Raw genomic sequence first — 17,251 nt, forward strand, 5'->3', positions numbered from 1 at the left:
AACCCCGCCGAGGGCACAGCGCGGTGAACGGCGGGTCCCTTCAGCCCAGACGGAAGGCCCGAAGCGATGATCCGTGCGCGTTCCCTCATATCCGCCCTCCTGACCGGGGCGTTGCTCTCGACGGTGGCCGCATGCGGCTCCGGCGGTGGCGACGACCCCAAGAACGTCTCGGCGAAGACCGCCGCCCTCGGCACCCTCACGCCCGGGGTCATCAAGGTCGCCGTCGAGCCCTACGCCCCGTACACCACGGTCCGGGGCGGCAAGATCGTCGGCCTGGACGGCGACATCCTCACGGCCGTCGCCAAGAAGCTGGGTCTGCGGATCAAGCCGCAGGTCACCGACTTCGCCGGGATGCTGGCCGGGGTGCAGTCCCGCCGGGTGGACATCACCGTCGGCGGTGTCGCCTGGTCCGCCGAGCGGCAGAAACAGGGCCTGTTCACCGACCCGCCCTACTACTCGCCCCCGGCGATGGCGGTGCGCGACGGCAAGACGTACAAGACGGTCGACGACCTCAAGGGCCTGAACCTGGGCACCGTCGAGGGCTACGTCTGGGTCAAGTCCATCCAGTCCGTGCCCGGCGCCAAGCTGCACGCCTACCCGGACGCCAACGGTGTCTTCGACGACCTCGGCGCAGGCCGCATCGACGTCGGCTTCCTCGACCCGCTGCTCATCATCGCGGCGCAGAAGCAGCGCCCCGACCTGAAGATCAGCACCGAGTACCTGACCCCGCCGACCGCCGCCGAGGTCAAGGCCAAGCCCGCCTACCAGTACTTCCAGCCCTACCAGACCGGCTTCTACCTCCCCAAGCAGGCGGGGAAGCTGGAGAAGGCGATCTCCGCGCAGATCGACGCGATGTACACCGACGGGGAGATGGCCAAGCTCGTGCAGAAGTACGGCGGTGACCCCGAGCAGTTCCTCAAGCCCGCCGCCGATGTCGCCACCGCACGCCGTGGCGTGGACCGGCCCGCGAACTGGACGCCGCCGTCCATCGGTAAGTGAGGGGATGACCATGTCCGGTCTCTTCCAGGTCCCCTGGTCCGACTACCGTCCCGACCTGCTCGACGCCCTCGGACGGACCGTCTCCTACACGGTGGTCAGCTTCGCCGGCGCGGTGGTGCTCGGCCTGGTGGTGGCACTGCTGCGGCTCAGCAAGGTCTGGCCCGCCCGGGCCGTCGCCGCCGTCTACACCGAGGTGTTCAAGAACGTCCCCCTGCTGGCCATCATCTTCCTCACCTACTTCGGGCTCGCCTCGGCCGGGATCCGGCTGGACGTGTTCACGGCCGGCTGTCTCAGCCTGATCGTCTTCTACGCCGCGTACCTGTCCGAGATCTTCCGGTCCGCCATCAGCGGCGTGCACGAGGGGCAGACGGAGGCCGGCGAGGCGCTGGGTCTCGGCAGGGCGGGCATCTTCGCCCACATCGTCCTGCCGCAGGCGGTACGGCAGGCGCTGCCCGGCACCAACACCATGCTGGTCGACCTGCTGAAGTCCACGTCGCTGCTCGTCACCGTCTCCGCCGCCGAGCTGATGTCGGAGGGGCGGCTGATCACCTCGGAGACCTTCCGCGCGCTGGAGGTCTACCTGGTCATCTCCGCCGTCTACTTCGCCCTGTGCTATCCGCTGTCGCAGCTCCTCCTGCTGCTGGAGCGCAAGGTCCGGGCGGGCGTCCCGCTCTCCCCGCGGCGCCGGCGCCGGGTGCGCGCCGCGCGAGCGCTGCTCGCCGCCGACCTCGACAACGTCAACGACCGCGTCAATGACCGGAAGGAGGCCGTCGTATGACCGAGCCCGTCGCCACGGCGAAGACCGTGGCCGCAGCCCGCGCCGGGGCGGTGGTCCGGATCGAGGGGCTGAGCAAGTCCTTCGACGGGCGTCTCGTCCTCGACGACGTGAGCCTGGAGGTCGACCGCGGACGTATCGTCAGCGTCATCGGGCAGAGCGGCGGCGGCAAGACGACGCTGATGCGCTGCGTCAACCTGTTGGAACGGCCCGACCGGGGCACGGTCGAGGTGGCCGGCGAGGTGGTGCACAGCGGCGGGCGGACCGTCTGCCGGGATCTGCCCGCGCTGCGCCGTACCGTCGGCATGGTCTTCCAGAAGTTCAACCTCTTCCCGCATCTGACGGCCGTGGAGAACATCGTGCTGGCCCAGCGCAAGGCGGGCATCGCCGAGGCGGAGGCCCTGGAGCGGGCCGTCACCCTGCTGCGCCGGGTCGGTGTCGCCCACCGCGGACTCGCCCGGCCCGACCAGCTCTCCGGCGGCGAACAGCAGCGCGTCGCCATCGCCCGGGCACTCGCGCTCCGCCCCGAAGTGCTGCTCTTCGACGAACCGACGTCGTCCCTGGACCCGGAGTCCACCCGCGAGGTTCTCACCGTGATGCGTGAACTGGCGGCGGACGGGATGACGATGCTGCTGGTGACGCATGAACTGCCCTTCGCCCGTGAGGTGTCCGACCATGTCGTCTTCGTCGACGGCGGCCGGATCGTGGAGGAGGGCCGGCCCCAGGACGTCCTCGACCGTCCGGTCGAGCGCCGGACCCGGGAGTTCCTCGCCGCGTACGGGTCCGCGTCATGAGCGCTCCCCTGGTGGTGGTGGGCGGCGGGGTCGTGGGGCTGTGCGCCGCGTACTACCTGGCCCGGGAGGGCATGCCGGTCGAGGTCGTCGAGCGACGCGCCATCGGTTCCGGTGCCTCGCGCGGCAACGCCGGCTGGGTCTGCCTGAGTCACTCGACACCGGTACCCGCTCCGGGCGTTGTGCGGTACGCCCTGCGCTCCCTGGGCCGCCCGGACTCGCCCCTGTATCTGCGGCCGCTGCCCGACCCGGCGTTCGCGCGCTGGCTGTGGCGGTTCTGGCGCAGCAGCACACCGGCCGCCTTCCGGCGCGGTTACGCGGCGATCGCCGAGCTGAACCGCGACACCTTCGATCTCTTCGACGGCCTGCGCGCGGCGGGTGTCGGGACCACCCTGACCCGCCCGGGCATGGTGCACGCGTTCCTCTCAGCGACCGAGGCCCGTCATCACCTCGCGCTCCAGCGGGAGATGGCCGACGGGCGCTATCCGCTGCCGGACGACGTCGTCACCGGCGAGGAGGCCCGGCTGCTGGACGACGCGCTGTCCCCGCAGGTGCGCGCGGCCTACCTGGTGGAGGGGGAGGGCGTGGTCGACCCCGAGGCCTTCGCGCGCGGGCTCGCCGAGGCGCTCGCCGCGCTGGGGGTCAAGGTGCACGAGAACACCGGGGTCACCGGATTCCGTACGGCGGCGGGGCGGGTCACCGCGGTGTCGACCACCACGGGCGAACTTCCCTGCTCCGGCGTCGTCATCGCGGCCGGCATGCGCTCGGCCGGTCTGCTCCGCGCCCTTGGCCGGCCCCTGCCGTTGCAGGCCGGCAAGGGCTACAGCTTCTCGGTCGACCTCGATCCGGCCCCCCGGCACACCCTCTACTTCGGCGAGCGCCGGGCCGTCGCCTCGCCCATCGGCTCGACCACGCGCATCGGCGGCACGATGGAGCTGAGTGGCAACAACAACCGGCTGGACTGGCGCCGTGTGGTCGCCGTCGCCCTCGCCAGCCGGCACTACCTGGGGAAGTGGTTCGAGGACCCCGACGACCTGGTCGGCCAGATCCGCGATCCCTGGGTCGGCGGACGGCCCTTCCTGCCCGACGGGCTGCCCGTCGTCGACCGGCTGCCCGGCTACGACAACGCCTTCGCCGCCACCGGCCACGGCATGCTCGGCATCACCCTGGGCCCGGTCACCGGCCACCGGCTGACCGAGTACATCCGCACCGGCCACCGCCCGGAGGTCCTCGCGCCGTTCCGCTTCGACCGGTCGATCACTGCACAGGGGTTGTCCTGACATTCGCCGCGCGCCTAGGGTCGCCCAGGACACAAGCGCTTTCTGTGCTGCTGCGGAGGCATGCACGGAGACCACCCCACTGGAGCGCGCATGGGCATCCGAGTCAGTCACGCGTACGGCGAGCATCTCGCGGTCGCGGCGGTGGACGGCACCGAGATCCTCCGGTACGTCCACCGCCCCGACCCAGACCCCTTCGAATCCCCCAAACCGTACGCGCACCCCGTGCGCACCCTCGCCGGGCGGACGGTGACCCGCTACCGGCCCAGTGACCACCGCTGGCACAAGGGCCTGCAGATGACGGCCAGTCATCTCTCGGGCCAGAACTTCTGGGGCGGCAACTCCTATGTGCACGGCCGGGGTTACCTGCCGCTACCCGAACGCGTCGGCTCGATGCGCCACGACGGCTTCGCCGAGCTGACGGTCGACGACGACCGCCTCGCCTTCACCGAGGAGCTCACCTGGAGCACGCGCGGCGGTGCGCGGTGGGCGCGCGAGCGGCGCGGGATCGCCGTCCACTCCGTCGACGAGGAAGCCGGCGCCTGGGCGCTGGACTGGTCGATCCATCTGACCAACACCCGTGACGAACCCCTCGTCTTCGGCTCCCCGACCACCGCGGGCCGGGAGTCGGCCGGATATACCGGCCTAGGCTGGCGCGGCCCCCGTGACTTCACCGGCGGCACGGTCTTCGGCCCCGACCTCGACGGCGAGAAGCTGAACGGCTCGCAGGGCCCCTGGCTCGCCTGCACCGCCGAGCACGACGAGGCCGACGCGCACTCCACCCTCGTCTTCGCGCACGCGCCCGAGAACCTGGACCAGAAGTCGGCGATCCACGAGTCGCACTGGTTCACACACATGGAGCCGTTCGCCATGGTCGCCGTCTCCTGGGCGTACTTCGAGGAGTTCACGCTGCCGCCCGGCGAGTCCTTCGCCTACCGCTATCGCGTCCTGGTCGCCGACGGCGCCTGGGACCGCGACCGCGTTGGCGCCCACCTGGCGAGTCTGCCCTGGTGACCGCGCCGATCCTGACCGGCGCGTTGTCGACCGAGCCATCTCCGAACTGAGCATCCGAACTGACTCATCCGAACCGACCCACCCGAACCGACCCACCCGAACCGACCCACCCGAACCGACCCGTCCGAGGAGAGGAGAGGTGATCTCGGCATGCCCGGACACAGGACGAAGGGGTTCTGCGCGTCGGCCGCCGCGCTCGCGTTGTGCGCGGTACTGGCCGGCTGCGGGGGATCCGGAGAGTCGACCGGCGGCGGCAAGGTCGTGCTGCGCTACACCTGGTGGGGCAACCCCGACCGCGCGGCACGCACCGAGCAGGCCGTCGCCCTGTTCGAGAAACAGCATCCGAACGTGCGGGTGCAGACGTCGTTCTCGGGCTACGACGCCTACAAGCAGAAGCTCGCCATCCAGGCCACGGGCGGTGACGCCCCCGACGTGATGCAGTTGGACTACCGGCAGATCGACCAGTACGCCTCCGGACACGTCCTGCTCGACCTGGGCAAGGTCAAGGACACTCTGCGCACCGACGAGATCGACGCGGGTCTGCTCGCCACCGGCCGGGTGAACGGCCGGCAGTACGCCGTCCCGCAGGGCCGTGGCACCGAGACCGTCGTCTACGACGTCAAGGCATGGAAGGCAGCCGGGGTGCCACTCCCGACCAAGGGCTGGACCTGGAGCCAATGGGCCGACGGCATGCGGGAGTTGGCCAAGAAGACGGGCAAGCCCGGCGCCACCGACCCCGGACAGAGCGAGGACGCCTTCGAGGTGTGGCTGCGAGGCCGGGGCAAGGCGCTCTACACCAAGGACAGACAACTCGGCTTCACCGCAGATGATCTGACGGCGTGGTGGACGTTCACCGACAGGCTGCGCCGCGAGGGGGCGGTTTCCCCCGCCGAGCAGACCACCCAGCTCGACGGCTCCGTGGAGAACACGCCACTGGGCCGCGGCAAGGCCACCGCGGACTTCAACTGGGACGCCCCGTCCAGCGGTTACCTCGCCCTCGTGCCCACCGGGGTCGCCCTGGCGCCGATGCCGTCCGGTGAGGACGGCACACCGGGCCAGTACTTCAAGCCGTCGATGTTCCTCGGCATCGGCGCCGACACCGGCCACCCCGAGGAGGCCGCCGCCCTCGTCGACTTCCTGCTCAACGACGGCGGAGCGGCGAAGATCCTCGGCGCGACCCGCGGCATCCCGGTCAACGAGAAGATCCGTACCGAGACCGCCTCGCAGCTCAAGGACTTCGACAGGACCGTCTCCGACTTCCAGACATCCCTGCAGGGCTCGCTGAAGGATCCTCCACAGGCGCCGCCCTCGGGCGACAACGCGCTGCAGACCACCTTCCAGCGCGACTACGACCAGGTGTCGTACCAGCGCATGTCGCCCCGTGAGGCGGCCCGGAACTACGTCACCGAGGCGAAGGCGGAGCTGAGGTCATGACCACCACCGACATCCCCGCACCCGCCCCGGGAAGGGCCCGGCCCGTCGCCACGGCCAAGCGCCGCGCCCAGCGCGAACGGCAGGGCGCCGCCTGGGTGTTCCTCTCCCCGTGGGTGCTCGGCGCCATCGTCCTCACCCTGCTGCCGATGGTCGTCTCGCTGTACCTGTCGTTCACCGACTACGACCTGTTCACCGCGCCGCACTGGGTGGGCCTGCGCAACTACGTCCAGATGTTCACCGAGGACCCGCGGTACTGGCGCTCGGTCCTGACGACCCTGACGTACGTCGTGATCGCCGTACCGCTGCAACTCGCCCTGGCGCTGGTCGTCGCGCTCGCCCTGAAGAACATGCGGCGCGGCAAGGGCTTCTACCGTTCCGCCTTCTACGCCCCCTCGTTGCTCGGCGCCTCGATGTCGGTCGCCCTGGTGTGGCGGGCCCTGTTCAACGACGGCGGCACGGTCGACCATCTCCTCGGCAACGGCGGCTGGATCAACAGGCCCGGCTGGTCGCTGCTGGCCGTCGCCCTGCTGACGGTGTGGCAGTTCGGGGCGCCCATGGTCATCTTCCTCGCCGGACTGCAGCAGATTCCGGGCGAGCTGTACGAGGCCGCCGCCGTCGACGGGGCCGGAAAGTGGCGGCAGTTCGTGTCCGTCACCGTGCCGATGCTGTCCCCAGTGCTCTTCTTCAACCTGGTCCTGCAGACCATCCAGGCCTTCCAGGTGTTCACGCCCGCCTTCGCGGTCAGCGCGGGCAAGGGCGGGCCCGCCGACTCGACCCTCGTCTACACCCTCTACCTCTACGACCGCGGCTTCGTCGCCTCCCACATGGGCTACGCCTCCGCCATGGCCTGGGTGCTGCTGGTGGTGATCGGCGCCGTCACGGCGGTGCTGTTCCGCACCTCGCGCTCCTGGGTCTTCTACGCCTCCGAGGGGGACCGATGACCACCCTGCCAACCACCGCCGCCCGCAAGCCCGTTCGTTGGGGGCGGCTCGCCGTGCACCTCGGCTGCCTGGCCGCGCTGCTGGTCATGCTCTACCCGCTGGCCTGGCTGCTGGCCACCTCACTCAAGCCGGCGAACGAGGTCATCGCGAGCCTCGACCTGCTGCCGGGCCACCTGGAGTGGTCCAACTACAAGACCGCCTTCGAGGGCGTCAACGACGTCTCCATCTGGCGGCTGCTCGGCAACTCCCTGCTGATCGCGGGCGGCGCGGTCGTCGGCAACGTCATCAGCTGCTCGCTCGCCGCCTACGCCTTCGCACGTCTGCGGTTCCGGATGCGCGGGCCGCTGTTCGCCTTCATGATCGCGACGATCATGCTACCGCACCACGCCGTGCTGATCCCGCAGTACATCATCTTCAACAAGCTGGGCCTGGTGAACACCTACTGGCCGCTGATCCTGCCCAAGTTCCTCGCCACGGAGGCGTTCTTCGTCTTCCTCATCGTGCAGTTCATGCGCGGCCTGCCCCGCGAACTGGAGGAGGCGGCCCGTATCGACGGCTGCGGCCCCTTCCGCAGCTTCTACCAGGTGATCCTGCCGCTCACCCGTCCGGCGCTGATCACCACCGCCATCTTCACGTTCATCTGGACGTGGAACGACTTCTTCACCCAGCTCATCTACCTCTTCGACCCGGAGAAGTTCACCCTCACCCTCGCCCTGCGCTCCTTCGTGGACGCCTCCAGCCAGTCGGCGTTCGGCCCGATGTTCGCCATGTCGGTGATCGCGCTGCTGCCGATCGTGCTGTTCTTCCTCGCCTTCCAGCGGTTCCTGGTGGAGGGCATGGCCAGCTCGGGACTGAAGGGATGAGCGGGATGCGGACCCGGGAGGCGGGCGAGGTCTTCGGCCCGCGCATGACCCTGTTCGCCGACGTCCTCAGCGTCGGCCTCGCCACCACGGCCGCCTGTCTGCCCCTGCTGACCGCACCGGCCGCGCTGTCGACGGCGTGCGCGGTGCTGCGGGGCGCGGGGGAGGACCGACCGGCCACGGCAGGACGGTACTTCGCGCTGCTGCGGCGCCGGCTGCGCGCCGGCGATCCGGCGGCCGGCGCGATCGCCCTCGCCGGCGCGCTGCTGTTCGCGGCCGACCTCGCGCTGGCCGGGGCGGGACTGCCGGGAGCGGCGCTCTTCGCGACCGTGGCCGCCGCGATCGGGGCGACGGCCCTGGTGGTGGGGCTGAGGACCTGCGGGCGTCCCGAGTCGCTCACCGACTGGCCGGCCGCCGCGCGCGAGGCCGCCCGGGACGCCGTGCGCGACCCGGGCGGCAGCGCCCTGGTGCTCCTCGCCGTGGCGACCGCCGCCCTGTGCGCCTGGATGCTGGTACCGCTCGCGTTCCTGGCACCGGGACCACTCGCGCTGGCGCTCACGGCGGTGGACGTACGGCTCGCGGGCAGGACGGACGGGGCTACGGCAGCCCCCACGCGGCCCCCGGCTCGGTGACGGCCACCGGGGCGATGGTGAGGTCGGGGCGGGGGCCGGTGTGCAGCAGGACCTCGCGGCCTTTGGGCAGGTCGACGGAGACCGTGCCGGGTGACACGGCAGTGACCCGGGCGGCCCGCCCGTCGTCCAGCACGGCGGTCAGCCGCCCGTCCCCCAGACCGTGCCGTATCACCAGCGGCTCGCCTGCCAGGCTGCGCACCCGCACGAACCGGGTGACCCCGCCCTTGCGCACCGCGCTGACCAGGAACGCCCCCTGGGTGCGGAAGTCGTGCAGGGTGACGTCGGCCCAGGCGGACGGCACGGCCGGGAAGACCCGGATGACACCGCCCCAGCTCTGGCAGAGCATGTCGTGCAGGGACTGCGAGGCGGACAGCGGTGTCTCGATGACCGGACCGGCCTCCGTGTAGTGGGTGTTGGCCCGGCACGGGTAGCGCGTGGTCGGGTCGAAGAACTTCTTCAGGTACGACAGCGCGGTGTCGCCGTTCTCCATCATCGCGTACATCGACGCGGCGCCGGTGTAGCTGTAGCCGCGGTGGGCGCCGGTGAGGGCGTGCCAGCGCACCACGGACTTCTCGATCAGCTCCCGCTGCTCCGGCTGGTCCCAGTTGACGAGGTAGAGCGGGTAGACCATCAGCAGGTGGGAGTAGTGGCGGTGGGACTGCGCGTACGGGGTCTCCGCGCCGATCATGAAGCCGTTGTCGTCGACCGGGTGGGGCGTGAGCTTGGTGAGGATCTCCTGCCAGCGCGCCCGGAGCGGGTCGTCGACGCGCAGTCGGTCGGTGATCTCCAGCAGGGCGGTGCAGCCCCAACGGATCAGCGAGAGGTCGTAGTTGGTGTCCCTGGGCGGGACCACCGGGTACTCAGGTGAGAGCGTGGAGGGCAGGTGCAGCCTGCCGTCGTCGCCGGGCTGGAGGAAGTGCCAGTAGTAGTTGACGGCTCTGCTGAGCAGGGGATAGACGGTGTCGCGCAGCAGCCCCTCGTCCATGGTGTGCCGGTAGCTCAGCCAGGCGTTGTGCAACGCCCAGGTCAGGTCGCCGACTTCGGCGCCCGTTCCCGGCTGCCCCACCGCGCGTTCGGCGAACATGTCGGAGCTGCGCCCGATCCCGGCGCTGTCGGAGCGGTACGGGGCAGGCACGTTGGCGGCCAGCTGCTCCTGGTTCTGGCGCAACGTGCTGACGAGCGAGTCGAGTTCCAGGTGGTTGGAGCCGTGGATGAGCCAGTACTCCAACTGGACGTTGAGGTTCCACCACACGGCCGGCCAGGGCGTGGGCTCCAGCCACGGGCCGGAGGTGGCCATCACCGGGCCGCCCGAGCGGCTGGCGGAGGCGACCTTGTAGAGCTGGATCCAGTGGAAGCTCTGCAGTCGCTGGTCGGGGAACGACACGAAGCTCTTGCGGTGGAAGGCGTGCCACCAGCTGGTGTGCCGGGACCGCAACGCCGTGTACGAGGGGGCCCGTTGGATCTTCCTCAGTGACAGCTCACCGGCGCGGGTGTCCGAGGGATGGCTGTGGGCGACGGTGAGCAGGAGGGTGTCGCCGGTGCGGCGGTGGGCCGTCGCGGTCTGACCGCCGCCCACGAGAGCTTGGAGGACCTGTTCGACGTCGCCGGTGGTCCGCGTGGTCCAGGCCGGGTTGGGGACGTATCCGGCCGGGGGTGCCTCCTGGATCTTCCGGGGGCTGACGGCCTCCTCGGGGTGGAAGGTCCAGCGGACCTCCTCGTCGCCGGTCGCCTTGACGCGGGTGGCCAGGACGCCGTCGTGGATCAGGGCAGCGAGCGTGAGCGTGCCCTTGTCCGTGGTGATCGTGCCGGTCAGTTCGGCGTCCCACAGGCTCAGCCGCCAGTCGACGGCCGTGATCGTGCCCACCGGGTCCAGGGTCAGATGCCCCACGGGCAGCCTCGCCGTGCCCCATCCGCTGCCGAACTCCGGCCGGTGGTCCTGGACTTCACCGTGCTGCACGGTGAAGCGGACGCCGCCCGTGTCCGGGTCCCGGTACACCATGCTGCCCAGCCGGCCGTCCCCGAGGAACGGGCCCTCGTACCAGAGTGTGGGCAGCCTGTGCCACACCAGGTCCTGACCGCGCAGGAAGCCGGCCCACGCTCCGTCCGAGTCCATCCGGTTGCGCAGTCTCCAACGCTCTGCCTTGCCGGAAGCCGCGTCCGGGGTCGCTGCCTCGGCCGCTCCGGGTAAGGCGACGGCAGCCGCCGTGCCGCCCAGGACGGAGCCGAGGACGGCTCTTCTCGAGGTCATTACGGAGTGCCTCCTGGCGGGAGCAGGCCAAGCAATCATCGGACCTATCGCTCGATGGAGCGTAGGCAGAGGCGTAGGAGGCGTCAATGAGTTCAGCATGCTGAAGAGAGATCCGATGTAAGGTCCTGCGGACACAGCGAGGCCCTCCCGTCGGTGTCGTGCGGCCGATGGGAGGGCCTCGTTGCGGCGGTGCGGTGCTACGGCTTGATGCCCACTCCGGTCCACAGGCTGACCTCGGCGTCGGTGGCCGTCGGCTCGCTGTCCGGACGCCAGCGGTGGCCCACGGTGACACCGGGGTCGAGCAGTTCGAGCCCGTCGAAGAAACGCGTGACCTCGTCCTTCGAGCGGAACTGCACCGGCGTGCCGGCGCCGTTGTAGATGTCCGTGACCTTCTGCCAGGTCTCCGGGTCGAAGTCGGGCGTGCAGTGGCTCAGAGCCAGGGCGCTGCCCGAGGGAAGCACCGCCAGCAGACGGTCCACGATGCCGTACGGGTTCTGGGCGTCCGGCACGAAGTGCATCAGCGCGTTGAGTGACAGGGCCACCGGCTGCCCCAGGTCCAGTATCTCGGCCAGCTCCGGGGCCTCGAGCAGCGCGTCCGGGTCGTTGACATCGGCCTCGATGTACGTGGTGCGGCCCTCGGCCGTGCTGCGCATCAGACGCTCGGCGTACTTCAGCACCAGCGGGTCGTTGTCGGCGTACACCACCCGGGCGTCGGGGACCACGGACTGGGCGACCTGGTGCAGGTTCGGCTCGGTGGGGACGCCGGTGCCGATGTCCAGCCACTGGCGGATGCCGTGCTCCCGGGCCAGCACGCGCGTGGCGCGGTGCATGAAGGCACGGTTCTCGCGGGCGCAGACGAAGATGCCGGGGTAGGCCGCCGCGACGGTCTCGGCCGCCTGCTTGTCGATGTCGAAGTGGTCCTTGCCACCCAGGTAGTAGTCGTACATGCGGGCGGAGTGGGGCCGGCTGGTGTCGATGTCCCGCGCCGCGGGCGAGTTGGTCATCCTGAACCTTTCAGAGGGGGGTGCGAGGGGGAGTCAGCCAGTGGTCAGATGGTCGGCGAGGCCCCGTTTGACGCCCGCGACGAACGCGGCGATCTCCTCCGGGGTGTAGATCAGCGCGGGACCGGCCGGATCGGTCGACTGCCGTAGCGCCACGCGGCCGTCGGCGAGCTGCTTGGTCTCCACGCACTGGCCCCCGTTGGGGCCGCTCCAGGGGGACTCCCAGCCGTGCTCGCCGAGGTCGGCGGCGGACATGCCGTTGTAGACGTCGCAGGCACGGTCGTCGATCGTGGTCATGAGTACTCCTTGCGCATGCGGTTCAGGAGTGCCCTGCTGTGCGCGTCGGACGTCAGCAGGGACATGCGGCTGTGCGCCTCGAGATGGGCGACGACGTCGGAGCGCTGGTCCAGGTACATGGCACCGGAGAGGACCTCGGTGTAGACGATGTCCGGAAGCTCGCGCTCCTCGAAACGGAAATACGTGAAGGGGGCGCACGCGCCGACATGGGCGCCCGCGGTGAACGGGACGACGTCGACACTGACGTGCTCCAGCTCCGAGACCTCCAGGAGCCGGTCGATCTGCTCCCGCATCACCTCGGGGCCGCCGACCACCCGGTGCAGCACGGCCTCCTCCATCACGACCCACAGCGTGGGCGCGTCGGGTCTCTCCAGCAGGCTCTGGCGGCGCAGCCTCAGATCCACGCGCCGGTCGAGCTCCTCGTCCCTTTCGTTGGGGAAGCCGCCGCTCAGCACCTCGCGCGCGTACCGACGGGTCTGCAGCAGGCCCGTCACATAGTGCGGCTCGTAGGTGCGCAGCGTCTTCGCGCCGGTCTCCAGGCTCACGTAGGCGCTGAACCAGGTGGGCAGGACGTCACGGTACGTGTGCCACCAGCCGGGCTCGTTGGCCCGCTCGGCGTACTCCACGAACTCGTCGATCTCCTGCCGGTCCGCCCCGTAGGTCTCCAGCAGCTTCTCGACGTAGAGCGGTTTGAGGGCGACCTCCGCCTTCTCCAGACGGCGGATGGTCAGGGACGTGACCCGCAGGGCCCGCGCCGCGTCGTCCAGCGACACCCCCGCGTCCTGGCGCCGTTCCTGCAGCCGCCGGCCCAGGATCATGCGCAGAACGGTGGGCGCACTGTTGGTGCCCGCCGCGCTCGAACGGCCTTCGCTCACGCCCTACCTCCTGAAGGACAGTCACCGGTGCGAGTCTGACAGCCACTTGTTGAAGCGACCAGACGGATACCGGCTTGTTGAAATTATCAGGCAGCCGGTTGCACGTTGAACTTGGATGCGAGCATAGTGACTTGTGTGATTCGTTTCGACGATCACGCGGAATCCCCCGTCCCCGTCGGCCTGTTGCTCGTCTCGGCTCGCCCGAACGCGCCCGCCCCAGGAAGGCCACCACCGTGTCCCCCCACGTGACGTCCTCCCCCCAGCTGTTAGACGTAGCCGACCCCGAGCGCGCGCACTGGATCGAGCTGCCCTCGCACCGCTCCAGCGTCAGAGTCGCCCGCCGCTCCCTGAACACCCGGATGACCGGCTGGCTGCTGCCGGGCGAGCTGTGCGCGGACGCCGTGTTGCTGGTGTCCGAACTCGTCACCAACGCCATCCGGCACACGCTCAGCGCGCGGATCCTGTGCGGCATCGGAATGGTCTCCGAGGGCTGCGTGCGCCTCGAGGTGCACGACCACGACTACTCGGGCCGCGGCCTGCCACGGCGCGAGCCGTGCCCCGACGACGAGGGCGGCCGCGGGCTGCTCCTGGTCGAGGAGCTGTCCGACACCTGGGGGGTCGACCGTTCCCGGCTCACCGGCGGCAACGCCGTGTGGGCGACCCTGAGGGTCTGAGGGCGCCCGGCACGGGGGTCCGGGCGTCCTCGGACGGGGGGTCGGGGACGTCGTCGGACCGGGGGGTCAGTCCGAGACGGGGGTCAGCTCGGCGAGCAGCAGGGTGCGGTCGTCCGCGCCCGTCGGGTCGGAAGGGGAGTGCAGGAGGTGCCGGCACAGCGCGGGCAGCTCGTCGTCGGCACCGCCGCTGTCCGCCCGGGCCTCGGTGGCCGAATCCAGTGTGCGCGCGAGGCGGACTATCTGGTGGTCGATGTCGCTGTCGCGGGACTCCACCAGTCCGTCGCTGTAGAGCACCAGCAGCGCCGGCTCCGGCACTTTGAGCACGGTCGCCTCGTAATGCCCGGTGCCGAGCCCGAGGGGCAGGCCCGCGCCGACCAGTGGGACCGGGACAGTGCGCCCGTCGGGTCCGCGCAGCAGCGGGGGAGGGTGACCGGCGCCCACCAGGGTGCACAGGCCCCGGTGGGCGTCCCACTCGGCGTAGATGCAGGTCGCGAACGAGGCGCCCGGAGTCGCGCAGGCGAGCGCGTCGAGCCGTCGTACGAGCTCGTCCGCCGGCAGGTCCAACGCCGCCAACGTCCGCACCGCGGTGCGCAGTTGAAGCATCGCCACGGCCGACTCCGGGCCGTGCCCCATCGCGTCCCCGACGATCAGGCTGACCCGCCCGTCCGGCCGCTCCAGCACGTCGTACCAGTCACCGCCGATCACCGTGTCCGGCCCGGCGGACAGCGAGCCGTGGGCGACCCGGCAGCCCTCGAACTCCTGCAGCGGGCCGGGCGGCAGGCTGTTGCGGATCGCCAGCGTGGTGCGCCGCTCGTGCTCGTAGCGGCGCGCGTTGTCCAGCGCCACGGACGCCCGGGCGGCCAGCGCCTCCACGGCCGTCACCTCCGCCGGCAGGAACGCCTCCCGCGCCGGACCCCGGGTGCAGACCACGAACCCCACCGTGACGTCCCGCAGCCGCAGCGGGACCACCAGGAAGGACGCCACCGACAGCAGATCCCGGATCCGCGCCTCGCCGTCGCCGGAGGCGATCAGCCGGCGCGCGGTCTGGGCGTCGACGGCGTCGAGCAACTGCGTCTGCCCGGAGACCAGCGCGCGGGCGTGCGGCGTCCCGCGCGGGAAGACGATCACCTCGTCGACCGGCAGGGCGGCCTCCCAGTCCTCGTGCGTGTCCGTTCCCACCCGCAGCGCCAGTCGGCGCGCCTCGATCCGGGGCGGGTCCGCGGTGAGGGACGCGCTCTCCCCTCGGCGCCAGCGTTCCAGCAGATACACCGAGGCCGCGTCGCAGAAGCCGGGCGTCAGCGCGTGCGTCAACTGACTTCCGGTCAGCCGGAGATCGAGCTCCGTGCCGATCACGTCTGCGGCGGGCGAGAAGACCGACCGGCGGAGCGAAGGCTGGGCGGGTATGTCGTCGGTGCGGCTGCGCGGTTCGTTCCGCAGGGTCGTGCCTTTCCGGGTGGGGGGCTCCGGCCGCGCGGCAGGTCAACGAGGCGCCGCGCGTCGCAGGCAACTATATGATGGTGCGTCAAGATCCATTACGGGGAAGGATGTTGTGGTGTCCGACAGCACAGATCAAGAGCCCGGAACCGATCCCGACAAGGCCAGCGTCGCCCGGATGTACGACGCGATGCTGGGCGGCCGGCACAACTTCGCCATCGACCGCGAGGCGGTGGCCGCCTTCTCCGCCATCGACCCCCAGGTGCGCACGCTGGCCCGCGCCAACCGGGCCTTCCTCGGCCGCGCCGTGCGCTTCCTTGTCGACTCCGGGGTACGGCAGTTCATCGACCTCGGCTCCGGCATCCCCACCCAGGGAAACGTCCACGAGGTCGCCCAGGCGGCGAGCCCCGGTGCCCGCGTCGTCTACGTGGACAACGACCCCGTGGCGGTCGCCCACAGCGCCTCCCTGCTGGCCGACAACCCCGACGCGGAGATCGTCGACGCCGACATCCGCCGGCCGGCCGACGTCCTCGGCTCCCCGCAGGTGCGCAAGCTGATCGACTTCGACCAGCCCGTCGCCGTCCTCATGGTGACGATCCTGCACTTCATCACGGCCGAGGAGAACCCGGCCGGGATCACCGCCGCCTTCCGGGACGCGCTGCCCGAGGGCAGCTGGCTGGCGCTGTCCCACGCGACGAACCAGGACCGTCCGGACACGGCCGCCGCGGTGGGCCAGTTGTACCGCTCGCGGGCCACCTCACCGGTCACCGCCCGCTCCCACGACGAGATCCTCGGTCTGTTCACCGGCTTCGATCTGGTGGAACCGGGTCTGGTCCACGTCCCCCTGTGGCGCCCGGACCCCGCCGACGAACTCCCGGACAACCCGTCGGAGTACTGGGTGTACGCGGGAGTGGGCCGCAAGCGGCCGTAGCCATGGAGGTGCTCAGCCGGGAGGCGGTGCCGTGCTCCGTCTGACCACCAGGCTCGTGGGGACCAGGTCCGTGCCCGGTCGGGCGCCGCCCCGGGCCCGGATCTGGTCCAGCGCCCCCTGCACACAGCGTCGGCCCACCTCCGCGAAGTCCTGGTGGACCGTGGTCAGGGGCGGGACGAAGAACGCGGCGTCCGGGATGTCGTCGAAGCCCACGACGCTGATGTCCTCGGGGACACGCACCCCGAGTTCATGGAAGGCGCGCAGCAGGCCCAGGGCCATCTGGTCGTTGGAGGCGAACACGGCCGTGCAGTCCGGGAGTCGGGCGAGTTCCTGTCCGGCGGCGTAGCCCGACTCCGACGACCAGTCGCCGTGCAGCGGCGGCGGGACGGGACGCCCTGCCTCTTCAAGCACCGCGCGCCAGGCCTGAGTTCGCCGCTGCCCGGCGAAGGACGTCTCGGGCCCGGTGACATGCCACACGGTGCGATGGCCGAGATCCAGCAGATGGCGTACGGCCTTGCGGGCGCCGTCTGCCTGGTCGGTGTCGACCACGCTGTAGCGGTCGCCGGCGTCGGAGTCCACGACCACCACATGGACCCCGGGCGGGAGTTGGACCGTGCCGGTGTCCAGCAGATGGATCTCCATGATGACGATGACGGCGTCGACGGCCAGCTCGCCCATCCGTGTGAAGGCGCCCAGCACGTTGTCCTGGGTCGGCACGTCGATGGGGATCAGGGTGATCGCGTACCCCTCGGCCGCGGCCTGTGTGGCGATCGCCTCCACCGTACGGCTGTTGCCCGTCGAGGACAGGCTGAACAGGATCACGCCGATGGTGTTGAACTGGCCGTACCGCAGGGCACGGGCCGCGCTGTTGGGCCGGTAACCGAGCTCCCGCATCGCGGCCAGAACCTGCTCGCGGGTCGAACTGATCACCCCGGGGTGACCGTTGGACACCCGGGAGACCGTCTGCGAGGAGACGCCCGCCAGCTTGGCGACGTCGGCCATCGAGACACGCTGTTTGCGGCGCCCGCCGGGCACGCCGGAGCCGCCCCGTTCCACCATGGTGTGCCT

General features: G+C 70.7%; 17 protein-coding genes. 11 read left to right on the forward strand and 6 right to left on the reverse strand.

Translation table 11 applies throughout. The annotated features are described in order from the left end of the window. The first annotated feature begins 66 nt into the window (after nt 1–66). The 9 genes from ABZZ74_RS14460 (at nt 67) to ABZZ74_RS14500 (ending at nt 8,723) form a co-directional block, all read left to right on the forward strand. Complete coding sequence (locus ABZZ74_RS14460) at nt 67–999, forward strand: transporter substrate-binding domain-containing protein (RefSeq protein WP_356764600.1); 933 nt, start codon at nt 67–69, stop codon at nt 997–999. Nucleotides 1,000–1,009: 10 nt separating this feature from the next. After that, entirely contained in the window at nt 1,010–1,777 is a 768-nt protein-coding gene (locus ABZZ74_RS14465) for an amino acid ABC transporter permease (protein ID WP_356764602.1), read from the forward strand. Continuing rightward, a complete protein-coding gene (locus tag ABZZ74_RS14470; RefSeq protein WP_356764604.1) occupies nt 1,774–2,568 on the forward strand; it encodes an amino acid ABC transporter ATP-binding protein in 795 nt (264 codons plus the stop codon). The genes ABZZ74_RS14465 and ABZZ74_RS14470 overlap by 4 nt, the downstream gene beginning before the upstream one ends. Continuing rightward, nucleotides 2,565–3,845 (forward strand): FAD-dependent oxidoreductase, encoded by a 1,281-nt coding sequence (locus tag ABZZ74_RS14475; RefSeq protein ID WP_356764606.1) that lies wholly within the window; start codon nt 2,565–2,567, stop codon nt 3,843–3,845. The genes ABZZ74_RS14470 and ABZZ74_RS14475 overlap by 4 nt, the downstream gene beginning before the upstream one ends. Nucleotides 3,846–3,935: 90 nt before the next feature. After that, nucleotides 3,936–4,856, forward strand: a complete 921-nt coding sequence (locus ABZZ74_RS14480) for a PmoA family protein (RefSeq protein ID WP_356764608.1) — start codon at nt 3,936–3,938, stop codon at nt 4,854–4,856. A gap of 150 nt (nt 4,857–5,006) precedes the next feature. Beyond that, nucleotides 5,007–6,290, forward strand: coding sequence for an ABC transporter substrate-binding protein (locus ABZZ74_RS14485; protein WP_356764610.1), 1,284 nt, complete (start codon nt 5,007–5,009; stop codon nt 6,288–6,290). After that, nucleotides 6,287–7,231 carry a sugar ABC transporter permease gene (locus ABZZ74_RS14490; RefSeq protein WP_356764612.1) on the forward strand — a complete coding sequence of 315 codons (945 nt, stop codon included), beginning with the start codon at nt 6,287–6,289 and terminating at the stop codon, nt 7,229–7,231. The genes ABZZ74_RS14485 and ABZZ74_RS14490 overlap by 4 nt, the downstream gene beginning before the upstream one ends. Further along, the gene (locus ABZZ74_RS14495; protein ID WP_356764614.1) at nt 7,228–8,094 is read left to right on the forward strand and encodes a carbohydrate ABC transporter permease; all 867 of its coding nucleotides are present in this window, start codon (nt 7,228–7,230) and stop codon (nt 8,092–8,094) included. Before ABZZ74_RS14490 ends, ABZZ74_RS14495 begins: the two co-directional genes overlap by 4 nt. After that, nucleotides 8,091–8,723: a hypothetical protein gene (locus tag ABZZ74_RS14500; RefSeq protein ID WP_356764616.1), complete on the forward strand. Its 633-nt coding sequence runs from the start codon at nt 8,091–8,093 to the stop codon at nt 8,721–8,723. The genes ABZZ74_RS14495 and ABZZ74_RS14500 overlap by 4 nt, the downstream gene beginning before the upstream one ends. On the opposite strand, the gene ABZZ74_RS14505 is transcribed toward ABZZ74_RS14500, so the two are convergent. The 4 genes from ABZZ74_RS14505 to ABZZ74_RS14520 all read right to left on the reverse strand — a co-directional run bounded on the left by ABZZ74_RS14505 (nt 8,689) and on the right by ABZZ74_RS14520 (nt 13,144). After that, a complete protein-coding gene (locus ABZZ74_RS14505) occupies nt 8,689–10,971 on the reverse strand; it encodes a Tat pathway signal sequence domain protein (RefSeq protein WP_356764618.1) in 2,283 nt (760 codons plus the stop codon). The genes ABZZ74_RS14500 and ABZZ74_RS14505 overlap by 35 nt on opposite strands. Nucleotides 10,972–11,168: 197 nt before the next feature. Continuing rightward, nucleotides 11,169–11,975 carry an SAM-dependent methyltransferase gene (locus ABZZ74_RS14510; protein ID WP_356764620.1) on the reverse strand — a complete coding sequence of 269 codons (807 nt, stop codon included), beginning with the start codon at nt 11,973–11,975 and terminating at the stop codon, nt 11,169–11,171. A gap of 33 nt (nt 11,976–12,008) precedes the next feature. Then, on the reverse strand, nt 12,009–12,269 hold the full coding sequence (locus ABZZ74_RS14515) for a DUF397 domain-containing protein (RefSeq protein WP_356764622.1): 261 nt from the start codon (nt 12,267–12,269) through the stop codon (nt 12,009–12,011). Next, entirely contained in the window at nt 12,266–13,144 is an 879-nt protein-coding gene (locus tag ABZZ74_RS14520; protein WP_356764624.1) for a helix-turn-helix transcriptional regulator, read from the reverse strand. Before ABZZ74_RS14520 ends, ABZZ74_RS14515 begins: the two co-directional genes overlap by 4 nt. A 245-nt stretch (nt 13,145–13,389) precedes the next feature. Between ABZZ74_RS14520 and ABZZ74_RS14525 the strand changes: the two genes are divergently transcribed. Next, on the forward strand, nt 13,390–13,818 hold the full coding sequence (locus ABZZ74_RS14525) for an ATP-binding protein (RefSeq protein WP_356764626.1): 429 nt from the start codon (nt 13,390–13,392) through the stop codon (nt 13,816–13,818). A 66-nt stretch (nt 13,819–13,884) separates the two neighbouring features. On the opposite strand, the gene ABZZ74_RS14530 is transcribed toward ABZZ74_RS14525, so the two are convergent. After that, nucleotides 13,885–15,171, reverse strand: a complete 1,287-nt coding sequence (locus ABZZ74_RS14530) for a GAF domain-containing SpoIIE family protein phosphatase (RefSeq protein ID WP_356764628.1) — start codon at nt 15,169–15,171, stop codon at nt 13,885–13,887. Nucleotides 15,172–15,370: 199 nt separating this feature from the next. Here ABZZ74_RS14530 and ABZZ74_RS14535 point away from each other — a divergent pair, with 199 nt between their 5' ends. Then, nucleotides 15,371–16,183 carry an SAM-dependent methyltransferase gene (locus ABZZ74_RS14535; protein ID WP_356764630.1) on the forward strand — a complete coding sequence of 271 codons (813 nt, stop codon included), beginning with the start codon at nt 15,371–15,373 and terminating at the stop codon, nt 16,181–16,183. A 12-nt stretch (nt 16,184–16,195) separates the two neighbouring features. Here ABZZ74_RS14535 and ABZZ74_RS14540 read toward each other — a convergent pair whose 3' ends face one another. Continuing rightward, a complete protein-coding gene (locus ABZZ74_RS14540) occupies nt 16,196–17,242 on the reverse strand; it encodes a LacI family DNA-binding transcriptional regulator (RefSeq protein WP_356764632.1) in 1,047 nt (348 codons plus the stop codon). Nucleotides 17,243–17,251: the final 9 nt, after the last annotated feature.

This window comes from Streptomyces sp. NPDC006476 (genome assembly GCF_040612015.1).
Classification (GTDB): Bacteria; Actinomycetota; Actinomycetes; order Streptomycetales; family Streptomycetaceae; genus Streptomyces; species Streptomyces griseorubiginosus_B.